Raw genomic sequence first — 23,337 nt, forward strand, 5'->3', positions numbered from 1 at the left:
AGCACGATCGACAGATGATGCCGACTGGAGGCCCGCTGATGGACCCCGACTTCCCGGTGTGGCTGCGCGCCACCCACCTGCTCAACTTCGTCCTCATCGGCATGCTGCTGCGGAGTGGCTGGGAGATCCTCGCGTCGCTGCCGCGCCTGTGGTGGAGCAACGACAGTGCGCCGGGCAAGGAGTGGCTGAAGTTCACCCGGCGCGAGCTGCCCAAGGAGGAGGGCGTCTACACCTCGCTCATGGACGAGCGCTCCGCCCACCCGGTGTTCACCCTGCCGGGCAGGAAGAACATCGGCCTGGGCCGCCACTGGCACGGCCTGAGCGCCACGCTCTGGCTCCTCAACGGAGCGGTGTACGTCGTGCTGCTGTTCGCCACCGGGCTGTGGCAACGGATCATCCCGACCTCGTGGGACGTGGTCCCTGACGCCTGGGACTCGCTCAAGGTCTACTTCAGCTTCGAGGCCCCAGGGATCGAGCACTTCCAGCCCTACGACGCGCTGCAGATGCTGGGCTACACCTTCGTCATCTTCGTCCTCGCACCGTTCATGATCCTCACCGGCATCGCGATGGCCCCCGCCGTGCGCTCCCGGTTCCCGCGGTACGTGAAGTTCTGGGGCGGGCACCAGGGGGCGCGCTCGCTGCACTTCATCGCCATGGTGTTCATGACGCTGTTCATCATCATGCACGTGGGCCTGGTGTTCCTCGTGCACCCCGAGTACAACCTGCCGCACATGGTCTTCGGGGTCTCCGACACCTCCCGTTACGCCCAGGCCTTCACCGTCGCGATCCTCACCATCGCGGTCGTCTTCGCCTTCTGGATCGCGCTGAGCTACCTCACCCTGCGCGATCGTCCGCGGTCCCAGCGCATCCTCGTGGCCCTGACGGAGCCGGTCCGCAAGGTCACCCTCAACTGGATGAAGCCGGGCATGAGCCGGCAGAGCGCCTACACGGAGAAGGACATCTCCGAGTTCCACTGGACCAACGGACTGCCGCCCACGGAGGACGAGTCCCTCGAGTGGCTCGAGTACCGGGACAGTGACTGGGCGGGCTGGTCCCTGGAGATCGGGGACAGGCTCAGCGGCCGCTCGCGCCACCTCACCCTGGACGAGGTGCGCGCGCTGCCCAAGGCCGAGTACATCGCCGTGCACACCTGCATGCAGGGCTGGTCGGCCACGTCGAAGTGGGCCGGCGTCCGCCTCAAGGACCTGCTCGAGGTGCTCGGGCCGCGGCCCGAGGGCGCCAACTACGTCATGGTCTCGTCCCACGGGCTGGCCCAGGAGATGTTCGACCACCGCCCCCGCGAGCCCTTCTACGCTGTTCTGGACCTGGACATGATCGAGGAGGAGGACACCATCCTGGCCTACGAGCGCAACGGCAAGCCGCTCGAGCTGCACCTTGGCGCACCGGCCCGGCTGCGCGTGGAGTCCAACCACGGGTACAAGATGGTCAAGTGGGTGAAGTCGATCGAGTGGATCGACGACTACGCCACGTACGGCGACGGCCGTGGTGGGACCCGCGAGGACAGTGCCATGCAGGCCTTCAACGGCCGGATCTGAGGAGCTCCCGATGTCGGAGATCGTGAACACCACTTTCGTCATCCTCGGCATGGACACCGCCGACGACGCCCGTATCGTCAAGGACCGGCTCTACCGCATGGGTGGTCTGGGCGGCGTGGCGACCGAGATCGTCCCCGGCGGACAGTCGCGTATCCACATCAAGCACAAGGCCGAGATCACCCTCGACCGCGCGCTGATCGAGGAAGTGCTGCGGGCGGCCGGGGACTACCGGCTCGCCTGAGCGGCCGCGTCCGCCCACGACATCGTTGAGCACGACGGGAGCACCATGCCTGACTCGGACGCGCACGCAATCCTCACTCCGGCTCAAATGGCCAAGACGGCCGAGGACGCCGCCTACGCCAAGGCCACCGGCAGACCGCTGAAGTCCTTCCTGCTCGGTCTGACCGCGGGCGGGTACATCGCTCTGGGCTTCGTGTTCTTCACGACCAGCCAGGTCGGTGCGGCGGACCTGCCGTACGGCGTGGCGAAGGTGCTGGGTGGCGTCGTCTTCGCCACGGGGCTCGTGCTCGTGGTCCTCACCGGCGCCGAGCTGTTCACGTCCTCGACGCTGACGCTCACCGCACGGGCCAGCGGGCGGATCACCTGGGGTCAGCTGCTGCGCAACTGGGGTGTCGTCTACGTCGCCAACTTCCTCGGTGCACTGACGATCGTCGCCCTGGTCTACCTCGGTGGCACCTGGCGCAACGCGGACGGCGGCTGGGGCGCCGTCGTGCTCACCACGTCGCTGAGCAAGGTGAGCCACGGGTTCCTCGAGGCGTTCGTCCTCGGGGTGCTGTGCAACCTCATGGTGTGCCTGGCCATCTGGGCGGCATACTCCGGCCGGACCACCACCGACAAGATCTTCGCCGTGACAATGCCGATCGCCCTGTTCGTCGCCGCCGGTTTCGAGCACTCGGTCGCCAACATGTTCATGGTCCCCCTCGGTCTGCTCATCAAGACGACCGCCGGTGCCGACTTCTGGAGCGGCGCGGGTCTCGTCGAGGGCGACTACGCGGGTCTGACCGTCGAGGCGTTCCTCGCGGACAACCTGCTGCCCGTGACCCTGGGCAACATCGTCGGCGGCGGGGTGATGATCGGCGTCCTGTACTGGACGATCTTCCACCACGTCGACGGCGCGAAGCAGGCGCCGGAGCGGGGCGGCAAGGGCGTGGCATCCGGCGCGGGCTTCTGAGCCCGTCCGTTCAGGGGTGCAGGGACCAGCGCCAGGTGTGCGGTCCCGGTGCCGGTCGCGCGAGGAGCCGGCCGCGGTCGGACCACGGGGCGGCCGTGGCCCCGCGGGGCGCACCGCCGTCGGCGTCGGCAGCCACCCGCGCCGCGACGATGCCCGCGACCAGCGCGGCGAGCTCGACGTCGTCGGGCTCGCCGCGCACGACGCGCAGCTCGGCGGCGGTGAGGTCGCCGGACTCGCCGCTCGCGCTGCTCACAGCGGGATGTTCCCGTGCTTCTTCGGCGGGAGCGACGCGCGCTTGGTGCGCAGCGCCCGCAGTGCCCGCACCACCTGGACGCGGGTCTGCGACGGCTCGATGACGGCGTCGACGTAACCGCGGGCCGCGGCGTCCCACGGGTTGACGATCGCGTCCTCGTACTCGGCGACGAGCCGCGCCCGCTCGGCCTCGACGTCCCCGCCGTCGTCGGCGACCTGCTTGAGGGCTGCCCGCTGCAGGATGTTCACGGCACCGCCCGAGCCCATGACGGCGATCTGCGCCGTCGGCCAGGCGAGGTTGACGTCGGCGCCGAGCTGCTTGGAGCCCATGACGATGTACGCCCCGCCGTAGGCCTTGCGCGTGATGAGCGTGACGAGCGGGACGGTGGCCTCGGCGTACGCGTAGATGAGCTTGGCCCCGCGGCGGATGATGCCGTTCCACTCCTGGTCGGTGCCCGGCAGGAAGCCCGGGACGTCGACGAAGGTGAGGACCGGGACGTTGAAGGCGTCACAGGTCCGCACGAAGCGCGCCGCCTTCTCCGAGGCGGCGATGTCCAGCGTCCCGGCCATCTGCAGCGGCTGGTTGGCGATGATGCCCACGGGGCGGCCCTCGACGTGCCCGAAGGCGGTGAGGATGTTCTTCGCGTAGAGCGGCTGGACCTCGAGGATCTCGCCGTCGTCGACGACGTGCTCGACGACGGTGCGCATGTCGTAGGGCTGGTTGTCGGAGTCCGGGACGAGGGTGTCGAGCTCGTGGTCCGCGTCGCTCACCTCGAGGGGCTCGTCCTCGGCCGGCCACGTCGGCGGGTCGGTGAGGTTGTTCTGCGGCAGGAAGGCGAGCAGCGCCCGGACGAAGTCGAGGGCGTCGTCCTCGTCCTCCGCCAGGTAGTGCGCGACGCCGGAGCGCTCGTTGTGCGTCGCGGCGCCACCGAGCTCCTCGAAGCCGACCTCCTCACCGGTGACCGCCTTGATGACGTCGGGACCGGTGATGAACATGTTCGACGTCTTGTCGACCATGACGATGAAGTCGGTGAGGGCGGGGGAGTAGACGGCGCCACCGGCGCTCGGGCCCATGATGAGGGAGATCTGCGGGACCACCCCGGAGGCCGCCACGTTGCGGCGGAAGATCTCAGCGAACTGGGTGAGCGCGGCGACCCCCTCCTGGATCCGGGCGCCGCCGCCGTCGGAGATCCCGATGAGCGGGACGCCGGTGCGCAGCGCCAGGTCCATGACCTTGGTGATCTTCTGGCCGTGGACCTCCCCGAGGCTGCCCCCGAAGACGGAGAAGTCCTGGGAGTAGATGCACACCTGGCGGCCGTCGATCGTCCCGTAGCCGACGACGACGCCGTCCCCGGCGGGCTTGCGCTTCTCCAGCCCGAAGTTCGTCGAACGGTGCGTCGCGAAGGCGTCGAGCTCGACGAAGCTGCCCTCGTCGAGCAGTGCGTCGATGCGCTCGCGGGCAGTCTGCTTCCCGCGGCCGTGCTGCTTGTCCTGCGCCACGGTCTCGGCGCGCTCGAGCTCGCCGTTCCGGGCGGCGAGGTCGGCGAGCTTGGCGGCGGTGCCCGAGGAGGTCTGTTGCGTGGTCACCCGGCGAGCGTACTTGTGGCGCGCCGACCTCCTCGCTGCCCGGTCCGGGCGTTTCGGGGCGGCGGAGTTGTGGTGAGGTCACAACCGGGGCGCCGTGGGGCTCAGGTGGCGCCGGCCAGGGCGGACTCGATGAGCTCGACGAACACCTCGGTCGGCTGGGCGCCGACGACCGGGGTCCCGTCCACGATGAAGCTGGGGGTGGACTGCAGGGAGACCGCCTGCGCCTCCTGCATGTTGCCCCGGACGACCGACACGACCTCGGGTGCGTCGAGGTCGGTGGTGAACTGCTCGACGTCGAGGCCCACCTGCTCGGCCAGCGCCGTCAGCTGCTCGGGGGACCGGGCATCCATGTCGGCGAAGAGCAGCTCCTGGTACTCGGTGTACCGGCCCTGCTGGGCGGCGGCCGCGGCCGCCATGGCGGCCCGCGTGGAGTCCTCGCCGAGGATGCTCACGTCACGCCACTCGATCCGCACCCGGCCCTCGGCGGCGTAGTCGAGGAGCGCGGGCTGGGTCTCCTGGGCCCACTGCCGGCAGTACGGGCAGCTGAAGTCGGAGTAGACGACGACGCCCACCGGGGCGTCGTGGGGCCCGGCCGCCATCGGGTCGCCCTCGATGCGGCGCAGCAGGTCCGGTGCCTCGGCATCCTCCGGCGCCGGGGAGCCCGGGCTGTCCGCGGACGGCGCGGCCCCGACGTCGCCGCCACCGCCAACCGTGGCGCTCGCGGACGGCTCAGGTGCGGCTCCGCCGTCGGGCGTGTCCCGTCCACCGACGAGGAGCCCGGCGATCACCACGGCGAGGAGGAGGAGCAGCAGCGCCGGAACGATGATGCGGTTGCGGGACGTCGGCATGGCGGAGCTCTCCTGGGTCGGCGGTGCCGCCATGCTATGCCGCGGCCTCGGGCGGAGGAGTCCTGGGAGTGTGCCGCGGCAGGTGGTTTGCTGGGCTCATGACCGCTTCACCCTTCGCGCGCCTCGAGCGGCTGCCGCAGGCCGCGTCCACGAACACCGTGCTGCGTGACGCCGCCGCCGCGGAGCCGGACCGGTGGCCGCACCTGTCCGCCGTTCTCGCCGAGCACCAGACGGCGGGGCGCGGGCGGGCCGGGCGCGGGTGGGTTACCCCGCCCGGTGCCGCGCTCACCGCCTCGCTGCTCCTCCGTCCGCACGTCCCACCGGAACGGGCTGCCTGGCTCACGCTTCTCAGCGGCCTGGCGGTGGTGCGCGCCGTCCGCGCCCTCGCCCCGGCCTCCACCTCTGCGGTCGGGCTCAAGTGGCCCAACGACGTCCTCGTCCCCGACGCCGGACCCGAGCTGGCCGGCTGGGGGACGGCGCGCAAGCTCGGCGGCATCCTCACCGAGCTGCTCCCGACGACGACGGGCCGGCCGGCAGCCGTCGTCGGCATCGGGCTCAACCTCTCCCAGGACCACTCCGAGCTCCCCGTCGCGTCGGCGACCTCGCTGGCGCTCGCGGGACTGCCGGTCCCGCCCGCGGAGGAGCTGCTCGTCGCCGTCGGTCGTGAGCTGGGTGACCTCGTCACGCGCTGGGAGGCGTCCGGTGGCGACCCGCGCGCGGCCGGGCTGCTCGACGAGGTGAGCGAGGTCTGCCTCAGCATCGGTCGGGCCGTGCGGGTCGAACGGCCGGCGGCCGCTCCGCTGCTCGGGACCGCCGAGGAGATCGACGACGGCGGCGGGCTCGTCGTCCGCGACCCCGGCGGTGAGCGGCACCGTGTCCTCGCCGGGGACGTGCTCCACGTGCGCCGTCAGGCATGACGGTCGACCCTGGTCGTGGGCCGGGGCGATAACCTTGAACTGTGACGGGCGCCGCAAGACTCCGGGAGGGGTGAGGACCATCGCTTCAGCGAGTCCACCCCCTGAGACACCACCACGCTCCACGGTCGCCGACCGTGTGGCCGAGCTCATCGGTGGTGAGCCGACCCTCACCATGGTCCAGCTCGCCGAGCACGCCGGCGTCGACCTCACGGCGGCCCGGCTGTTCTGGCGTGCCATGGGCTTCCCCAACGTCCCGGACGACGCGGTCACCTTCACGCCCCTCGACGTCGAGGCGCTCAGGGCGATCGGTGGCTTAGTCGGGGGCGTGCACGTCGACCGGACCACCGCCGTCTCCCTGCTGCGGGCGCAGAGCTACCTCGCCGACCGGCTCGTGCTGTGGCAGATCGAGGCACTCGTCGAGGACGCGAGCCGGCGCCACAAGCTCGACGACACGGGGGCGCGCCTCGTCGTGCTCGACCGCATCGCCGAGATCGCCGGGGTCCTCGAGGGCCAGCTCGTCTACGCGTGGCGCCGGCAGCTGGCCGCGCTGGCCGAGCGGATGGACATGGAGGTCTCCGGCCGGTCCGTCGAGGAGTCGGGGAGCGACTCCCTGCCGCTGCCCCGCGCCCTTGGCTTCGTGGATATGGTGTCCTTCACGTCCAGCTCCGCGCGCCTGGGCTCGCGGGAGCTTGCGGCCCTGGTCCAGGGCTTCGAGTTCACCGTCCGGGACGTCATCACCTCGCACGGGGCGCGCGTGGTCAAGACGATCGGCGACGCCGTCATGTTCATCGCCGACGACCTCCCGACGGCGGCCCACGTCGCCGTGGACCTCGTCGCCGCGATCAAGGCCCGCCCCGACCTGCTCCCGGTCCGGGGCTCCCTCGTGTGGGGCCGGGTGATCTCCCGGTCCGGCGACGTGTTCGGACCCGTCGTCAACCTCGCCTCACGGCTGGTGGACGTCGCCCCACCCGAGACGGTGATCATGGACCCGGCGACGAGCGAGCGGCTCGCCACGTCGTCGGCCGCAGGGGCGTTCAGCTTCGTCCAGCGACCGCCGGCGGACATGCCCGGCATCGGTCAGATGGCGCCCGTCGAGCTCCGGCTCGCGTCGCCGGAAGGGACTCCGGCGACGCCGTAGCGGCGGTCTGAGCAGGCGCCGACACTTTTATCTCTCACTGTTCGGAAGTTGATTGACAGGTGCCGTAAGGGTGGATAGCGTCCACCCTTGCCCGGCGGCGAAGCAGGGACGCTCGTCGTCGGTCTCGTGTCGACCGAAGGAGTGAGGATGCTCGTACGCACCGCCGTGCCCCGCAGGGGCTCGGCAACCAGATCGAGAGTGGGCCGCGCCGCCGCCGTCGTCGGCGTCGGTGCCGTCGTCAGCGCGGGACTGGCCGTGCCCGCCGGTGCCGACCTGCCGGAACAGACCCCCGGAGTCACGCTCCGGACCTTCCAGCTCCCGGGGGACCCCGGTGCCGTGTGCACGCTGCGGTCCGCCACGACGCCCAACGTCGACAAGGTCATGCCGACGATCGACTGGCGGACGGACGAGGAGTTCGGCGCCGCCGACAACTTCATCACCCACGCGCTTGCCAACCTCACGGTCCCCGAGGACGGCGCGTACGGCTTCCGCGTCACGAACGACGACGGCGCGCTCGTCTACCTCGACGACCAGCTCATCCTGGAGAACGACGGCCCGAACGACTCGACGTCGGTCGAGACCACGGTGCCGCTCACTGCGGGTGTCCACACGCTGCGCATCGAGCACTACGAGGGCGGGTACAACCAGCGGCTCACCCTCGAGTGGCAGCCCCCGGGCAGCGAGGCCTTCGAGGTCGTCCCCACCGACGCGCTGAGCACGGAGGCGGGCGTCGTCCGCGTGACCTCGCCGGGTGTGAAGTTCTGCGAGGGCGCGACCGACACCCCCGGTGACGGCCTGCGCCTCTACGACGTCAACCCCGACTACGAGCTCACCAGCCTGCGCCCCGAGGGCTTCGAGCCCCCGGTGTCGGCCCTGGACTTCACCGAGGACGGCGACCTCGTCGTCGTGACCTCCGGCCAGGTGAGCCCCGGCGGCTGGCAGCCCGACCCGCACACCGGTGAGGTGTACATCGTCGAGGGCGCCCAGGAGGCCGACGGCCCGGAGGACGTCAGCTACCGCCTCGTCCACGAGGGGCTGTTCAACCCCATGGGCGTGGACGTCATCGGCGACTCGATCTTCGTCTCCGAGCGCGACGGGCTCACCGAGCTCGTCCCCGAGGCGAACCCGGAGGACCCGGAGAACCCCGCGTACGTGCGCAACCCGGAGCACGGGGAGGACGGCAAGTTCGCGACCTGGCCGGACGGCGACAACTTCCACGAGTTCGCCTTCGGGCTGGTGCACGACGAGGAGAACTTCTACCTCAGCCTGTCCGTGGCCATCGACCCGGGTGGCGCCTCGACCGACCCGCAGCCCGCCCAGGGCCGTGGGACGACCATCGCCGTGGACCGCGAGACCGGTGAGGTCGAGCCCATCGCCGGTGGCCTGCGCACCCCCAACGGCATCGGGTGGGGCGGGACCGACGGGGACGACCTGTTCGTCATGGACAACCAGGGTGACTGGTTGCCCAGCTCGAAGCTCGTCCACGTCAAGGAGGGCCGGTTCTTCAACCACTACACCAACCCGCCCGGGCCCTTCGACGACCAGCCGGTGACGCCGCCGGTCGTGTGGATCCCGCAGAACGAGATCGGCAACTCCCCGAGCAACCCGGTGCAGCTGACCGAGGGACCCTTCGCCGGGCAGATGCTCTTCGGTGACGTCACCTACGGCGGCCTGCAGCGCGTCTTCCTCGAGGAGGTCGAGGGCGAGTACCAGGGGGCCGTCTTCCGACACACCGCCGGCCTGGAGGCCGGTGTCAACCGCACGATCATCGGCCCCGACGGCGCCATCTACGTCGGCGGCATCGGCGAGGCCGGCAACTGGGGCGAGTCCGGCAAGCTGCGGTACGGCCTGCAGAAGCTCGACCGTGTCGGCACCAGCACCTTCGACATGCACGAGGTCCGCGTCGTCGAGGGCGGCTTCGAGATCGAGTACACCCAGCCGCTGTCCGAGGAGACGGCCCAGGGCATCGCCGAGGCCTACCAGGTGACCCAGTGGCGCTACGTGCCGACGTCGGACTACGGCGGCCCGAAGGTCGGTGAGGAGACGCTGCCCGTCACCTCCGCGGAGGTGTCGGAGGACGGCACGACCGTCACGCTCGCCATCGACGGCCTCGAGCCGGGGCACGTCGTGCACCTGCGCTCCCCGCGCCCGTTCACGGACAGCTCCGGGCAGGAGCTGTGGAGCACCGAGGCCTGGTACACGCTCAACTCGCTGCCCGGCTACGTCGGGCCCGAGGACCGGGGCTACTACGAGGCGGAGGAGGCCACGATGCTCGGTGGGGCCAACCCCCACGACGAGCACAACGGCTACTCCGGCACCGGGTTCGCCCAGGGCATCCAGAACGTCGGCGCCGAGGTCCGCTTCACGGCCACGGTCGACGAGGCCGGGACGCACCCGGTCAACCTGCGCTACGCGAACGGCCCGCACCCGTTCGAGGGCACCAAGACCGTCTCGCTGTACGTCAACGGGGAGAAGGTCGGCCCGTGGGAGCTGCCGAGCACCGGTGACTGGAAGACGTGGGGCACCGTCTCCCGCGACGTCGAGCTCGACGCCGGGAGCAACACCATCTCCCTGCGCTACGACGAGGGCGACGACGGCAACGTCAACTTCGACGTGCTGTCCGTCGGGGCTCCCGACATCTGTGAGCCCGTCGCCCCCGAGGACGGATACACCGCACTGTTCGACGGCACCCTGGAGAGCTTCGCCGACTGGCGTCTCGCCGGCGCCGGGTCCTTCGGCCGGTACGACGACTGCTCGCTGCGCACCAGCGGCGGGATGGGCCTGCTGTGGTACCCCGGGCAGGAGTTCGGCGACTACAGCCTCACGCTCGACTGGAAGCTGGTGAAGGACGACAACGGCGGCATCTTCGTCGGGTTCCCCGACCCGGGCGACGACCCGTGGGTCGCGGTCAACCAGGGCTACGAGATCCAGGTCGACGCCACCGACGAGGCCGACCGCACCACCGGTGCGATCTACACCTTCCAGGGCGCGGACCCCGACGCCGTCGAGGAGGCGCTCAACCCGGTGGGGACGTGGAACAGCTACGAGATCGTCGTCGAGGGTGAGGACTCGATCAAGGTCTACCTCAACGACGTCCTCGTCAACGACTTCACGAGCACCGACCCCGCGCGTGACCTCAGCTCCGGGTTCATCGGCGTGCAGAACCACGGCGGTGGGGAGACGGTCTTCTACCGCAACATCCAGGTCGCCAACCTCGCCGACCTGGAGCCCAGCCCGGTGGAGGTGACGCCCTCGGAGGTCACCTTCGCGGACAGGGCGGGTACGAGCGAGGACTCGTTCACGGTCCCCGCGGTCGACGGCGTGGAGTACGTCGTCGACGGCGAGGTGGTCCAGGCCGGGACGCACCCGGGCTCGGGCACGGTGACCGTGACGGCGCGAGCCCTCGAGGGGTACGTGCTCACCGAGGGGGCGGTGGCCGAGTGGAGCCACACCTTCTCCACCGCCGGCGGCGGGGAGCCGCAGCCGGGTGGTCGGACGGCGGAGTTCCACCTGTCGAACACCTGGCGTGGGACCACCGATGTGCGCTTCGCCTACGGCCGGTGGGCCGATGAGGTGTTCATCGGTGACTGGGACGGGGACGGGGACGACACGGTCGCGGTGCGCCGCGGCACGACGTTCTACGTGGCCAACTCCTTCGCCGGGGGCCAGGCCGACTCGGTCTTCGCCTACGGACGTCCCGGTGACGTCATCCTGGTGGGCGACTGGGACGGGGACGGCCGTGACACCTTCGCGGTGCGCCGGGCGTCGACCTACTACGTGAAGAACACCCTCGCCGGCGGCGACGCCGACGTGGTCTTCGCCTACGGCCGGCCCACCGACCAGGTGCTGGTCGGCGACTGGGACGGGGACGCCGTGGACACCTTCGCGGTGCGCCGGGCGTCGACCTACTACGTGAAGAACACCCTCGCCGGCGGCGACGCCGACGTGGTCTTCGCCTACGGCCGGCCCGCCGACCAGGTCCTGGTCGGGGACTGGGACGACGACGGGCGCGACACCTTCGCGGTACGCCGCGGGGCCAGCTACCACGTGAACAACTCCCTGCGTGGCGGCACCGCCGACTTCGTCGTGGGCTTCGGCCGCGCCGGTGACGAGGTGTACGTCGGTGACTGGAACGGCGACGGCGTCGACACCCTCGGCGTCCGCCGCCCCATCGGCTGACCTCAGCCAGGAGCGACAGGTCCCCGCAGCCGCACGGGCTGCGGGGACCTGTCGTCTCGGCACATCGGTTCGCGCACGCGTCGTGAGGAGGACGTCACACTCGGCTGGTGTCTTCTCCGCCGTTCGGCGCAGGTCGGTGCTCCCTTTGGCGGAGAAATGTCCGCGACGGGTAAAACGACGGTGTGCTCGGGCCCGCGTTCCCGAAGAACCCTTTACGATGGCGGCGTGACCAACGTACTTCTTGTCGAGGACGACCCGGCGATCGCTGAGCCGCTCGCGCGCGCACTCACCCGCGAGGGCTACGACGTGCGTGCCTTCGGCACCGGGCAGGGGGCGATCGACAACTCTGCCGGCGTGGACCTCATCGTGCTGGACCTCGGGCTGCCGGACATGGACGGCCTCGACGTCGCCCGGTGGATCCGCAGCCAGGGCATGACCACCCCCATCCTCGTGCTCACCGCGCGGGCCGACGAGGTCGACCTCGTCGTCGGTCTGGACGCCGGTGCCGACGACTACGTGACCAAGCCCTTCCGCCTCGCCGAGCTGCTCGCCCGGGTGCGGGCGCTGCTGCGCCGGGCAGGTGGGGAGCTCACCGACGAGGACGAGCTCACCGCCCAGGACGTGCGCGTCGACGTCGCCGCCCACCGCGCCTTCCAGGGAGCTCGTGAGCTCCAGCTGACGGCCAAGGAGTTCGAGCTGCTGCGCGTGCTCGTGCGCGAGGCGGGCTCCGTCGTCGCGCGCGACGCCCTCATGCGCGAGGTCTGGGGCTCCGACCCGACCGGCTCCACCAAGACGCTCGACATGCACGTGTCCTGGCTGCGTCGCAAGCTCGGCGACGACGCCAACGACCCGCGCTACGTCACCACCGTCCGAGGCATGGGGTTCCGCTTCGAGACGACCGGAGAGAGCTGAGGCCGACGTGCGTCGTCGTGCGGTGACGATGACGCTCGTGGCGGTCACCGTCGCGGTCCTGCTCCTCGGGGTGCCCCTGGCCGTCTTCGGGGGGCTGATGATCTGGGACTCCGAGCGCTCGACGCTGGACCTGCGGACCTCCTCCCTGGCGAGGTCCGTCGAGCGGCGCATCGCCAACGAGGAGGAGCTCGACGACGCGATGCTGTCCCCGTGGGTGGGGGGCGACGTCAACCTCGAGGCCCGGATCGTCGTCCAGGACGCGCTGGGGCGGCGGTTCGTCGCCGGCTCGGTGATCGAGGACGACGTCATCCGCTCCGTGGAGGTCACCCCCAGCGGGGCCACGGTGAGGATGGAGGTCCGGGCGGCCGAGGTGCAGTGGATGGTGGTCCGCGTCATCGCGCTCGTCGCGGTGGCAGCCACGCTCGCGCTCGGGGTCAGCGTCCTCGTCGCGCGCCGTCAGGCCCGCAAGCTCGCCGCCCCGCTCATCTACCTCGCGGCCAGTGCGGAGCAGATCGGTTCGGGGCAGGTCCGCCCCCACCTCCGGACCTCCGGCATCGAGGAGATCGACCTCGTCGCCGCCGAGCTCACCCGGACCGGTGACCGGCTCGCGGGCCGGCTCGCGGCGGAGCGGCAGTTCGCGGCGGACGCCTCCCACCAGCTGCGCACACCGCTGGCCGCGCTGTCGATGCGGCTGGAGGAGATCCAGGCGATCACCAAGGACGACGACGTCGCGGACGAGGCACGGATCAGCCTCGAGCTGGTCGAGCGGCTGACCGGTGTCGTCGAGGACCTCCTGCGCAACTCCCGCCAGGGCAGTGGCGGGACGACCGAGGCGCTGCGGCTGGAGGACGTCTTCGCCCAGCAGGCCGAGGAGTGGGCGCCCACCTTCGCTGCGGCCGGCCGTGACCTCACGCTGCCCGAGACCTCGGACCTCGCGGTGCTCGCCACCCCGGGGGCGCTTGCACAGGTGCTCTCCACCCTCCTGGAGAACTCGCTGAAGTACGGCGAGGGGGTGACGACCGTCAGTGCGCGGTCCTCCGCCTCCGAGCACGGGGTGGTCATCGAGGTCCGCGACGAGGGGCCCGGGGTCTCGGACGACCTGGCGCCGGACATCTTCGAGCGCTACGTCACCGCGGGCAAGGGCACCGGCCGGGGCCTCGCGCTCGCCCGGGACCTCGTCGCCGCGGACGGCGGGCGGCTGGAGCTCGCCTCGCGGCGCCCACCGGTGTTCGCGATCTTCCTCTCCGCCGTGCCGAAGACCTTCGACCCGGCGGTCGTGCTGCCGCAGGGGTCCCTCGTGTCCATGGGGCGGCGCCGCAGGCGCTGGTAGGCGGGCGCCCGTTCGTCGTGCGGTCAGCGCGGGACGGAGGACCCGGTGAACACGAGGTACCGGTAGCAGAAGTACCGGAACGCGGTCCCGAGGACGAGGCCCACACCGTTCGCCGAGATGTTGTCCGCGAGCGGGGAGGTGAAGCCCAGGACGTAGTGCGAGACGCCGAGCGTGCCCACGGCGATGAGCATGCCGCCGGCGTTGACGAGGAGGAACCACACGAGCTCGCGGCCCCGCTCCTCGCGCCGTGTCCCGGAGAACGCCCAGTAGCGGTTGCCGAGCCACGCCACGAGCGTGGCGACGACGACCGAGAGCACCTTCGCGGTCAATGGCCTGTCGCCGAGCACCTCGCCCGGCCCGAAGCGCAGGAGGTTCATCAGCCCGACGTCGACGACGAACGCGACCCCGCCGACGGTGCCGAACTTGAGGAGCTCGATCGCCTGCTGGCGCCACCGCAGCCAGCGGCCACCCGCGTCGGCGAGCGCGCCGACGACGGCCCGCTCACCAGTGGTGCCCGCGGGGTCGACCCGCGTGGTGGCGGCCGGCGCCACCGGCGCATCCACCCGCGCGGTGTGCGGGGAGCCAGGAGCGTCGCCACCCCGAGGGGGCAGGTCCGCCGCGGCGTGGGACGACGTCACGTCCCGAGCGTACCGGGCAGTAGGCTCGCGGACCGTGGGAGCACTGGTGGCGGTCGTGGGAGGCGGGCAGCTCGCCCGCATGATGCAGCAGGCGGCGATCGGGCTGGACGTTCGGCTGCGTGCGCTGGTCGAGGCGCCCGACGGGTCGACCGCTCAGGTGGTGCCCGACGCGCCCGTGGGCCGGGCCGATGACGCCGAGGCCGTGCGCGCGACCCTGGCCGGCGCCGACGTCCTGACCTTCGAGCACGAGCACGTGCCCACGGCGCTCCTGCTTCAGCTCGAGTCCGAGGGCGTGGCGGTCCGTCCGGGCGCCGACGCGCTGCGCCACGCGCAGGACAAGATCGTCATGCGCACGGCCCTCACCGAGCTGGGCGTGCCCTGCCCTCGTTGGGCGGCGGTGCGCAGCCGTGAGGAGCTCACCGCCTTCGGGGACGCGACCGGCTGGCCCGTCGTCGTCAAGACCGCGCGCGGCGGCTACGACGGCAAGGGCGTGCGAGTGGTGGCGGACGCCGAGCAGGCCGCGGACTGGCTCGACGGCCTCGCTCCCGGTGACGCCCTGCTCGCCGAGGAGCGCGTGCCCTTCACCCGCGAGCTCGCCGTCCTCGTCGCGCGGCGCCCCAGCGGCCAGATCCGCGCCTGGCCCGTCGTGGAGACGATCCAGCGCGACGGCGTGTGCGCCGAGGTCCTGGCGCCGGCACCCGGGCTGCACCCTGCCCTCGCCGCCGAGGCCGTCGACGTCGCCACGCGCATCGCGGAGGGGCTCGACGTCACCGGGGTCCTCGCCGTCGAGATGTTCGAGTACGACGACGCGGCCTCGGTCGCGTCGTCGTCGCGGATCGCCGTCAACGAGCTGGCCATGCGGCCGCACAACTCGGGCCACTGGACCATCGACGGGGCGGTCACCAGCCAGTTCGAGCAGCACCTGCGGGCGGTCCTCGACCTGCCACTCGGGCCGACCGACCCACGCGCGCCGGTGAGCGTCATGGTCAACCTCCTCGGCAGCCACCTCGGGGACCCCGCGGGCGTGCTCGGTGAGGTCTTCGCGCGCTGCCCGCGGGCGCGCGTCGAGCTGTACGGCAAGGAGGTCCGGCCCGGCCGGAAGCTCGGGCACGTCACGGTCTACGGCGACGACCTCGAGGACGTGCGTGCTGAGGCCCGCGCAGCTGTCGCGATCCTCCACGGTCACGCCACGTAGCGACGGCCCGCGGACGGTCGCGCCGGCACCCCGTGGTGCGGCACAGTGAGCACGTCGGGTGAGGCAGCGAGGAGAGGACCGCAGATGGATGTCGGGATCGTCATGGGATCGGACTCGGACTGGCCGGTCATGGAGGCTGCCGCCCACGCCCTCACCGAGCTGGGCGTCACGCACGAGGTCGACGTCGTCTCGGCGCACCGCATGCCCGAGGAGATGGTGGCCTACGGCCGCGGGGCGGCCGAGCGCGGGCTGCGCGTCGTCATCGCCGGAGCCGGGGGAGCGGCGCACCTGCCCGGGATGCTCGCGGCCCTGACGCCGCTGCCGGTGATCGGGGTCCCGGTCCCGCTCCGGTACCTCGACGGGATGGACTCCCTGCTCTCGATCGTCCAGATGCCGGCGGGCGTGCCGGTGGCGACGGTGTCGGTCGGCGGCGCCCGGAACGCCGGCCTGCTCGCCGCCCGGATCCTGGCTGCCGGGACCTCGGAGGCGGACCTGCAGCTGCGGGAGCGCATGGTCGCCTTCCAGGAGACGCTGCGTCGCGAGGCCCAGGACAAGGGCACGCGGCTGCGCGCCGCCCGGAACCACACCCCGGGCTTCTCGGTCTGAGGAGCCCGGTGACCCGGGGCGGCTCGGGTCAGCCGATGCGGCGGGGCCCCGCCTGCCACGCCTCCCAGGCGCTGGCGATGATCTCGGGCAGCCCCTGCCGCGCCGTCCAGCCCAGGACGTCGGCGATCCGGTCCGCGGAGGCGACGAGCCGCGGCGGGTCGCCCGCCCGGCGCTCGGCGACCCGCGGGGTGACGTCGAGTCCCGATACGCGCCCGATCTCGTCCACGACCTCCCGCACGGAGCCGCCGCGGCCGGTGCCCACGTTGAACACCGACTCGGGGCGGTCCTCCGCGTCCAGGTAGTCGAGCGCGGCGAGGTGGGCCGCGGCGAGGTCGAGGACGTGGATGTAGTCGCGGACGCAGGTGCCGTCCGGCGTCGGGTAGTCGTCGCCGAAGATCATCGGGCGCTCGCCGAGCTCGAGCTTGTCCAGGACCATCGGCACGAGGTTGAGGACGGCGGGGTCACCGAGCTCGGGCCAGCCGGCTCCGGCGACGTTGAAGTACCGCAGGCTGGCGGCGCGCAGGCCCCAGGCCCGCTGCGCGTCGGCGATGAGCCACTCACCGACGAGCTTGGTCTCCCCGTAGGGGTTGATCGGCTGGGGCGGGACGTCCTCGGTGACGACCTCGACGTCGGGCATGCCGTAGACGGCGGCCGAGGAGGAGAAGATGAGACGGTCGGCCCCGACGGTCTCCATCGCGGCGACGACGTTCGCCAGGCCGGTGACGTTCTGCTGGTAGTACCAGGCCGGGCGCTGGACGGACTCTCCGACCTGCTTGCGCGCCGCGAAGTGGATGACCCCGGTGACGCCTCGCTCCTCCATGACCAGCTCCAGCCGCTGCTGGGCGTCACCCGCGGCGACGTCGAGCTCGACGAGCGTCGCGTCACCGACGCGGTCGGCGCGCCCCGTGGAGAGGTCGTCGACGACGACGACGTCCTGGTCCCGCTGCTGGAGCAGCCGCACGACGTGTGCCCCGATGTACCCGGCGCCGCCGGTGACCATGATGCTCATGCGGCACAGGCTACCGGAGGGTGCCGGCGGTTCCGACAATGTCGCGCAGAATCGATCAGAGCCGTCCGCCGCGGCTCTCCGCCTGCGCGGCCGCGGTGGCGCGTGCGGCCGGCGTGCGCCCCGAGCCGTCGTTATCGAATCGTGATACTCCGGTCGCGCCGGACGGGGGCCGTGCCTACCGTCTGGTCGTGGCCGAACAGACCCGTGCGGTGGGCCAGGCGCCCCGCACCCCGCACGCCCCGTCCCCGCCGCCGGCCGACGGTCGCGGGGTGCGCCCGCGTCTCTACGGCCTCGACGGCCTTCGCTTCCTCGCCGCGGTGGGCGTCATGCTCTACCACTACGTCGCCCGCGAGCACTCCTCCTGGGGTGAGCAGCTGCCCGGCGACGTCTTTCCCGAGCTCGGCCGCAGCGTCATCTACGCGGCCCTGGGACCCGAGCTGTTCTTCGTCATCTCCGGCTTCGTCATCCTGATGACCGCATGGGGCAAGGACGTCCCGTACGTCGTCGCCTCCCGCGCGGCACGGCTCTACCCCTCCTACTGGGTGGCCGTCGTCGCGACGAGCGTCCTCCTGCTGTGGATCTGGCCGGACGGCAAGGACATCACCGTCGGCCAGGCGGTGGTCAACCTGACGATGGTCCAGGCGCTGGTCGAGGTGCCCAACATCGACGGCGTGTACTGGACGCTGTGGACAGAGCTGAGGTTCTACCTCCTCGTCCTGCTGCTCGTCGCCGTCGGCACCACCCGACGTCGCGTCCTCGCGTTCTGCGCGGTGTGGCCCCTGGCGGCGGCCGCGGCGGAGGGGACGCAGTACCTCGCGATGGTCCTCATCTCCGGGTACGCCCCGCTGTTCGCCGGCGGGATGCTGCTGTACGTCATCTACCGCGACGGGCACGCCTGGCTGCCGTGGCTCCTGCTCGCGGGGAACGTCCTGCTCGCCCACCGCGACGTCGTCCCGGCCCAGCTCGAGAGCATCACCCGCAACACGGCCCACGAACCCTCGACGACGGTGCTGACCCTCGCCCTGCTGCTGTGCTTCGGTGCCGTCGCCGCCGTGACCCTCACCCCGCTCCGCCACCTCCGGTGGGTCTGGCTGGCGAAGGCGGGAGTGCTGACCTACCCGCTCTACCTCACCCACGAGCACTGGGGCTGGTGGCTCATCCAGCTGCTCTACCCGCACCTGGGCCGCTGGCCGACGCTCGCCGTCACCTGCGCCGTCGCCCTGCTCGCGGCGTGGGCGCTCTACCACGGCGTCGAGAAGCATGTCGGCCCACGCATGCGGCGCGCCATCGAGCAGGGCCTGCGGGGACGGAATGCCCCCGCGGCGACGGGTGTTGCGCCCGCATGACCCATCGCAACGACCCCGCCGTCATCGAACGCCTCCTCACCGCGCCCGGGCGGTGGGCGGTCGTCGGCCTGTCGAGCAACCCGGCCCGCACCGCGTACGACATCGCCTCGTACGTCCAGGAGCTCGGGATGGAGATCGTGCCCGTGCACCCGAAGGCCGAGACCGTCCACGGGGCGCGCGGCTACGCCACGCTCGCCGAGGTGCCGGGGACGATCGACGTCGTCGACGTCTTCGTCAACTCCTCGCTCGCGGGCGGCGTCGTCGACGAGGCGATCGCGGCGGGCGCGAAGGCCGTGTGGCTGCAGCTCGGCGTCGTCGACGAGACCGCGGCGGAGCGGGCGCGAGCGGCCGGGCTCGACGTCGTCATGGACACCTGCCCCGCCATCGAGGCGCCCCGGCTCCACGTCGGCTGACCACCGCCTCCCCGGCCCGGAGGGACGTGCGGCACACGCCGGTCAGCGCAGGTGGCGGCGCAGGAGGACCTTGCGCAGCTCGTCCAGCCACAGCACCGCGGACGCCATCGCCACCGCCACCAGCCAGTGGGCGAGGTCGAGCGACGTCGTCCCGAAGGCCGTCTGGAGCACCGGGACCTCCACGACGGCGACCTGGAGCAGGAACGCCGCGGCGAGCGCCGCCCACAGCCAGCCGTTGACGAAGAGCCGGTGGAACGCGCTCGTCGTCTCCGAGCGGGAGTTCAGCGCGTTGAAGAGCTGGGCGACCACCAGGGTGGTGAAGCCCGCGGTCCGGGCCACGTCGAGGGAGTCGCTGCCCTCGACGAGCCCACCGGGCAGGAAGATGTCCATGGTCAGCAGCGTCGCCGCGGCCATGACCAGACCGATGAACAGGATCCCGCCCCACATCCGGCGGTCCACCACCCGCTCGCTGAGGCCGCGCGGGCGCCGCGCCATGACGTCGTCGATCTCCGGGTCCACGCCCATCGCGAGCGCGGGCAGCGAGTCGGTGACGAGGTTGATCCACAGGATCTGCACGGCGAGCAGCGGGACGACGACCTCCCCGCCCTCCGCCGCACCGGTGAGCCCGATGGCGCCGGCGAGGACCACCCCGAAGAACACGGTGAAGACCTCACCCATGTTCGAGGACAGCAGGTAGCGCAGGAACTTCTTGATGTTGTCGAAGATGACCCGACCCAGCCGGACCGCGACGACGATCGTGGCGAAGTTGTCGTCGCCGAGGATCATGTTCCCGGCCTGCTTGGTCACCTCGGTGCCGGTGACGCCCATGGCCACGCCGATGTCCGCGGACTTCAGGGCCGGGGCGTCGTTGACGCCGTCACCGGTCATCGCCACGACCTTGCCGTCGGCCTGGAGGGCGTCGACGATCCGGTTCTTGTGCTGCGGCGAGACGCGGGCGTAGACGCTGACCTCCTCGACGGCGCGGGCCAGGGCGACGTCGTCGAGCGCGTCGAGGTCGGCGCCGGTGAGCGCCCGACCACCCGGCTCGACGATGCCGAGGTCGGCCGCGATGCGGGCGGCAGTGCCGGGGTGGTCGCCGGTGATCATCACCGTGCGCACCCCGGCCCGGCGGGCGTCGGCGACGGCGACGGCTGCCTCCTCACGGGGCGGGTCGATGATCCCGACCACGCCGACGAGGACGAGGTCGCGCTCGAGCCGGGTGCCGTCGTCGTCGTCCGTGAGCCGTTCGTCCTCGGCGAGCGGGCGGTAGGCGACGGCGAGGGTGCGCAGGGCGCGGTCGGTGAAGGAGCCGACGCCGGCGAGCAGCCGCTCCCTGCCGGTGGCGGTGAGCTCGACGGCCTCGGTCCCGCGACGCACGTGCGTGCACCGCTCGAGCAGGACGTCGGGGGCGCCCTTGGCCACGAGGAGGCGGCGACCGCCGTCGTCGTGGGCGATCACCGACATCATCTTGCGCTCGGAGGAGAACGGGACCTCGCCCTCCCGGGTGTAGCGGCCGAGGAGGGTCTGCGTGCCGTCGAGCTTGCGGGCGGCCACGAGGAACGCGGCCTCGGTCGGGTCACCCTCGATGGACCAGGTGCCGTCCCGCTCGGTGAGCTCGGCGTTGTTGGCCAGCGAGCCGCCGGCCAGGGTGAGGAGCACCTCCGCGCGGAGGTCACCGTCGGTGAGCGGGTGGTCGCCGGAGAGCACGGTCCCGTCGGGCGCGTAGCCGATCCCGGTGACCACCGCCTCGCCGGATGCCGTGAGCACGCGTTCGACGGTCATCTCGTTGCGCGTGAGCGTGCCGGTCTTGTCCGTGCAGATGACCGACGCGGAGCCGAGGGTCTCGACCGCGCCCAGCTGCTTGACGACGGCGCGGTGCCTCGCCATCCGCTGGACGCCGATCGCCAGCACCATCGACAGGATCGCGGGCAGCCCCTCCGGGACGGCCGCCACCGCCAGGGAGACACCGAGGAGGAGCACGGTGACGACGTCGCTCGCCGAGGACACGTCGTTGACCAGGGCCGTGACGGCCATGACGACGATCGTGATGGCGACGACCGTGACACCGAGCATCCTGGAGATCTGGGCGATCTCCCGGTCCAGGGGGGTGGGGTCCTCCCGAGTCTCCTCGAGCATCTCGGCGATGGCACCCATCTCGGTCGCCATTCCGGTCGCCGTGACGACGGCACGGCCCACGCCCTGCGGCACGGCGGTGCCCTTGTGGACCATGTTCGTGCGGTCCCCCAGCTGCACGGCCTCCGGCAGGGTGGCCGGGGTCTTCACCACGGCCTCACTCTCCCCGGTGAGCGACGACTCCTGGACCCGGAGGTTGCTAGCCGACAGGACGCGGGCGTCGGCACCGACGGCGTCGCCCTCGGACAGCACGAGGACGTCACCGCGGACCAGCTCGGCCGAGGGGAGGGTGCGCAGCTGCCCGTCGCGCACGACCGTCGACGACGCGGCCGTCATCGTGCTCAGCGCGGCGACGGCGTCCTGCGCCTTGGACTCCTCGACGAGCCCGATGACGGCGTTGAGGACGACGACGGCGAGGATGACGACCGCGTCGACCGGGAGCCCCTCGCCACCCTCGACCAGCCACGCGACGAGCGAGATCACGACGGCCACGAGCAGCAGGTAGATGAGCGGGTCCTGGAACTGTGCCAGCGCGCGCCGCCACAGTGGGACGGGAGGCGCACTGCGCAGCTCGTTGGGGCCGTCCGCCGCGAGCCGGCGAGCGGCCTCCTCGCTGCTGAGGCCCGTGGCGGGGTCCGTCCCGAGCTGCCGGGCGACGGCGTCGGCGTCGGTCGTGGTGGGGTCCAGGTCGAGGATCGGCGAGGTCGCGGTCACCTGCCCATCATGCTCCCCGGCGCACGCGGGCGGCCCTGCCCTGGGCCGCCGAGATCGCGTGGACGGAGGGTGCCCGGGCCGCGACGGGGCCGCTACTCGAAGTCGGCGGCGGTGAGCTCGCCGTCGCGCAGGCGCTCGAAGAAGCCGGGAGCGCGGTCGGGGTCGAGGAGCACCGTGGACCCGACGCCGCCGGGCTGGTAGTTGAGGTCGGCGATCGGCGGCGGCCCGACGAGACCGTCGGTGCCCGTCGCGGACCGGAAGGCCAGGGCCATCCGGGCGAGGTCGACGATGCCGGTGTCCTCGTCGACGACGATCGCGCTGAGCGCCGAGTCGACGAGCTCGACGTGCCCCCGCGGGTCGAGGAGGGTGGAGGGCGTGGCGACCTCGGAGATGATCGAGGCGACGAGCTGGCGCTGTCGCTCGGTGCGACCGATGTCGCCCTGCGGGTCGGAGTAGCGCATCCGGGCGAAGGCGAGCGCGGTGTCACCGTCGGCCTGCCGGCACCCGGCCTCCCACACCAGGGTGCTGAGCGAGTCGTTGACGTCGTAGTCCAGGCACAGCTCCACGCCCCCGACGGCGTCGACGACGTCCCGCACCCCGGCCATCCCGATCTCCACGTAGTGGTCGACGGTGAGCCCGGTGAGGCCCTCGACGGTCTGGACGAGCAGCTCGGGGCCGCCGTAGGAGTAGGCGGCGTTGAGCTTGTTGCTCCCGTAGCCGGGGATCTCGGTGAAGGTGTCACGGGGGAGCGAGACGAGCGCCGACGGACCGGAGTCGGGCTTGTGGAGCACCATGATCGTGTCGGAGCGCTGCCCCTCGGTGCCGTCGTCCGTGACGCCGTCCGCTCGCGAGTCGGACCCCGCGAGCAGGTAGGTGGTCCCCGGGGTGTTCGCCGCGCCCGACAGCGCAGGGATGTGCTCGATGCGTCCGTTGGCCCAGATGAGCAGCCCGACGGGCCAGGCGACCACGAGGACGAGCAGGACGACGACGACGGCGAGCACCCCTCGTCCGCGACGGCGCCGCCTGGGTGGGGCGGGTCGGGCCGCGGGCCGCTGATCAGGACGGCCGGTGCCCGTCGGCCTGCCGGCCTCGGCCGGGGTCGCCGCACGGGGGGCATAGGCAGCCGGCTCGGCACGCTGCTGCGGCGACGCCGGGCGCTGCGCCTGCTCCGGAGGGTGGATGGACCGACGCTCGGGGGCGCCCGGGCGGGTGGTCGGCAGCGGCCGGGTCGCGCCGTTGCCGACGGGACGGGCGCCGCGGGCGTCCGGGCGCGGGGCAGCGGCCCCCGGCGCGAAGGCCGGTGGCATACCCGACTCGTCCGGCTCCTGCCGGCCTGCGCGCCCCCGGCGGTCCTCGCGGCTCATCTCTCTCC

The 23,337-nt window shown here is 72.0% G+C and carries 19 protein-coding genes; 12 read left to right on the top strand and 7 right to left on the bottom strand.

Features of this window, described 5'->3' with window-relative positions; translation table 11 throughout:
* Positions 1 to 14: 14 nt before the first annotated feature.
* The 3 genes from VR894_RS07640 to focA all read left to right on the top strand — a co-directional run bounded on the left by VR894_RS07640 (position 15) and on the right by focA (position 2,748).
* Positions 15 to 1,556: a molybdopterin-dependent oxidoreductase gene (locus VR894_RS07640; RefSeq protein WP_324650783.1), complete on the top strand. Its 1,542-nt coding sequence runs from the start codon at positions 15 to 17 to the stop codon at positions 1,554 to 1,556.
* Positions 1,557 to 1,566: 10 nt separating this feature from the next.
* Complete coding sequence (locus tag VR894_RS07645) at positions 1,567 to 1,797, top strand: hypothetical protein (protein ID WP_324650784.1); 231 nt, start codon at positions 1,567 to 1,569, stop codon at positions 1,795 to 1,797.
* 87 nt (positions 1,798 to 1,884) lie between these two features.
* On the top strand, positions 1,885 to 2,748 hold the full coding sequence (focA, locus tag VR894_RS07650) for a formate transporter FocA (RefSeq protein ID WP_324650785.1): 864 nt from the start codon (positions 1,885 to 1,887) through the stop codon (positions 2,746 to 2,748).
* A 10-nt stretch (positions 2,749 to 2,758) separates the two neighbouring features.
* On the opposite strand, the gene VR894_RS07655 is transcribed toward focA, so the two are convergent.
* From VR894_RS07655 to VR894_RS07665, 3 genes are all read right to left on the bottom strand, one after another.
* Positions 2,759 to 3,001 carry an acyl-CoA carboxylase subunit epsilon gene (locus VR894_RS07655; RefSeq protein ID WP_324650786.1) on the bottom strand — a complete coding sequence of 81 codons (243 nt, stop codon included), beginning with the start codon at positions 2,999 to 3,001 and terminating at the stop codon, positions 2,759 to 2,761.
* Complete coding sequence (locus VR894_RS07660; protein WP_324650787.1) at positions 2,998 to 4,587, bottom strand: acyl-CoA carboxylase subunit beta; 1,590 nt, start codon at positions 4,585 to 4,587, stop codon at positions 2,998 to 3,000. The genes VR894_RS07655 and VR894_RS07660 overlap by 4 nt, the downstream gene beginning before the upstream one ends.
* Positions 4,588 to 4,688: 101 nt before the next feature.
* Positions 4,689 to 5,435: a DsbA family protein gene (locus tag VR894_RS07665; protein ID WP_324650788.1), complete on the bottom strand. Its 747-nt coding sequence runs from the start codon at positions 5,433 to 5,435 to the stop codon at positions 4,689 to 4,691.
* Between the two features lie 98 nt (positions 5,436 to 5,533).
* Between VR894_RS07665 and VR894_RS07670 the strand changes: the two genes are divergently transcribed.
* The 5 genes from VR894_RS07670 to VR894_RS07690 all read left to right on the top strand — a co-directional run bounded on the left by VR894_RS07670 (position 5,534) and on the right by VR894_RS07690 (position 13,911).
* Positions 5,534 to 6,352, top strand: a complete 819-nt coding sequence (locus VR894_RS07670) for a biotin--[acetyl-CoA-carboxylase] ligase (protein ID WP_324650789.1) — start codon at positions 5,534 to 5,536, stop codon at positions 6,350 to 6,352.
* 136 nt (positions 6,353 to 6,488) lie between these two features.
* Positions 6,489 to 7,490: an adenylate/guanylate cyclase domain-containing protein gene (locus VR894_RS07675; RefSeq protein ID WP_324650790.1), complete on the top strand. Its 1,002-nt coding sequence runs from the start codon at positions 6,489 to 6,491 to the stop codon at positions 7,488 to 7,490.
* Between the two features lie 147 nt (positions 7,491 to 7,637).
* Positions 7,638 to 11,669, top strand: a complete 4,032-nt coding sequence (locus tag VR894_RS07680) for a family 16 glycoside hydrolase (protein WP_324650791.1) — start codon at positions 7,638 to 7,640, stop codon at positions 11,667 to 11,669.
* Between the two features lie 225 nt (positions 11,670 to 11,894).
* Positions 11,895 to 12,581 carry a response regulator transcription factor gene (locus VR894_RS07685; RefSeq protein WP_324650792.1) on the top strand — a complete coding sequence of 229 codons (687 nt, stop codon included), beginning with the start codon at positions 11,895 to 11,897 and terminating at the stop codon, positions 12,579 to 12,581.
* A 28-nt stretch (positions 12,582 to 12,609) separates the two neighbouring features.
* A complete protein-coding gene (locus VR894_RS07690) occupies positions 12,610 to 13,911 on the top strand; it encodes an ATP-binding protein (protein WP_324650879.1) in 1,302 nt (433 codons plus the stop codon).
* Positions 13,912 to 13,934: 23 nt separating this feature from the next.
* Here VR894_RS07690 and VR894_RS07695 read toward each other — a convergent pair whose 3' ends face one another.
* Positions 13,935 to 14,549 carry a GtrA family protein gene (locus VR894_RS07695; RefSeq protein WP_324650793.1) on the bottom strand — a complete coding sequence of 205 codons (615 nt, stop codon included), beginning with the start codon at positions 14,547 to 14,549 and terminating at the stop codon, positions 13,935 to 13,937.
* 34 nt (positions 14,550 to 14,583) lie between these two features.
* Between VR894_RS07695 and VR894_RS07700 the strand changes: the two genes are divergently transcribed.
* Positions 14,584 to 15,744 carry a 5-(carboxyamino)imidazole ribonucleotide synthase gene (locus VR894_RS07700; RefSeq protein ID WP_416380825.1) on the top strand — a complete coding sequence of 387 codons (1,161 nt, stop codon included), beginning with the start codon at positions 14,584 to 14,586 and terminating at the stop codon, positions 15,742 to 15,744.
* An 84-nt stretch (positions 15,745 to 15,828) separates the two neighbouring features.
* The gene (gene purE / locus VR894_RS07705) at positions 15,829 to 16,350 is read left to right on the top strand and encodes a 5-(carboxyamino)imidazole ribonucleotide mutase (protein ID WP_324650794.1); all 522 of its coding nucleotides are present in this window, start codon (positions 15,829 to 15,831) and stop codon (positions 16,348 to 16,350) included.
* A gap of 28 nt (positions 16,351 to 16,378) precedes the next feature.
* On the opposite strand, the gene galE is transcribed toward purE, so the two are convergent.
* Positions 16,379 to 17,359 (bottom strand): UDP-glucose 4-epimerase GalE, encoded by a 981-nt coding sequence (gene galE / locus VR894_RS07710; RefSeq protein ID WP_324650795.1) that lies wholly within the window; start codon positions 17,357 to 17,359, stop codon positions 16,379 to 16,381.
* A 188-nt stretch (positions 17,360 to 17,547) separates the two neighbouring features.
* Between galE and VR894_RS07715 the strand changes: the two genes are divergently transcribed.
* Together VR894_RS07715 and VR894_RS07720 are read left to right on the top strand one after the other, a co-directional pair.
* Complete coding sequence (locus tag VR894_RS07715; protein ID WP_324650796.1) at positions 17,548 to 18,705, top strand: acyltransferase; 1,158 nt, start codon at positions 17,548 to 17,550, stop codon at positions 18,703 to 18,705.
* On the top strand, positions 18,702 to 19,118 hold the full coding sequence (locus tag VR894_RS07720) for a CoA-binding protein (RefSeq protein ID WP_324650797.1): 417 nt from the start codon (positions 18,702 to 18,704) through the stop codon (positions 19,116 to 19,118). The genes VR894_RS07715 and VR894_RS07720 overlap by 4 nt, the downstream gene beginning before the upstream one ends.
* Positions 19,119 to 19,160: 42 nt before the next feature.
* Here VR894_RS07720 and VR894_RS07725 read toward each other — a convergent pair whose 3' ends face one another.
* Together VR894_RS07725 and VR894_RS07730 are read right to left on the bottom strand one after the other, a co-directional pair.
* Positions 19,161 to 21,965: a cation-translocating P-type ATPase gene (locus VR894_RS07725; RefSeq protein WP_324650798.1), complete on the bottom strand. Its 2,805-nt coding sequence runs from the start codon at positions 21,963 to 21,965 to the stop codon at positions 19,161 to 19,163.
* A gap of 92 nt (positions 21,966 to 22,057) precedes the next feature.
* Positions 22,058 to 23,329: an LCP family protein gene (locus VR894_RS07730; RefSeq protein ID WP_324650799.1), complete on the bottom strand. Its 1,272-nt coding sequence runs from the start codon at positions 23,327 to 23,329 to the stop codon at positions 22,058 to 22,060.
* Between the last annotated feature and the right edge of the window lie 8 nt (positions 23,330 to 23,337).

Origin of the sequence: Georgenia sp. H159 (assembly GCF_035607575.1) — a bacterium.
Taxonomy (GTDB): domain Bacteria; phylum Actinomycetota; class Actinomycetes; order Actinomycetales; family Actinomycetaceae; genus Oceanitalea.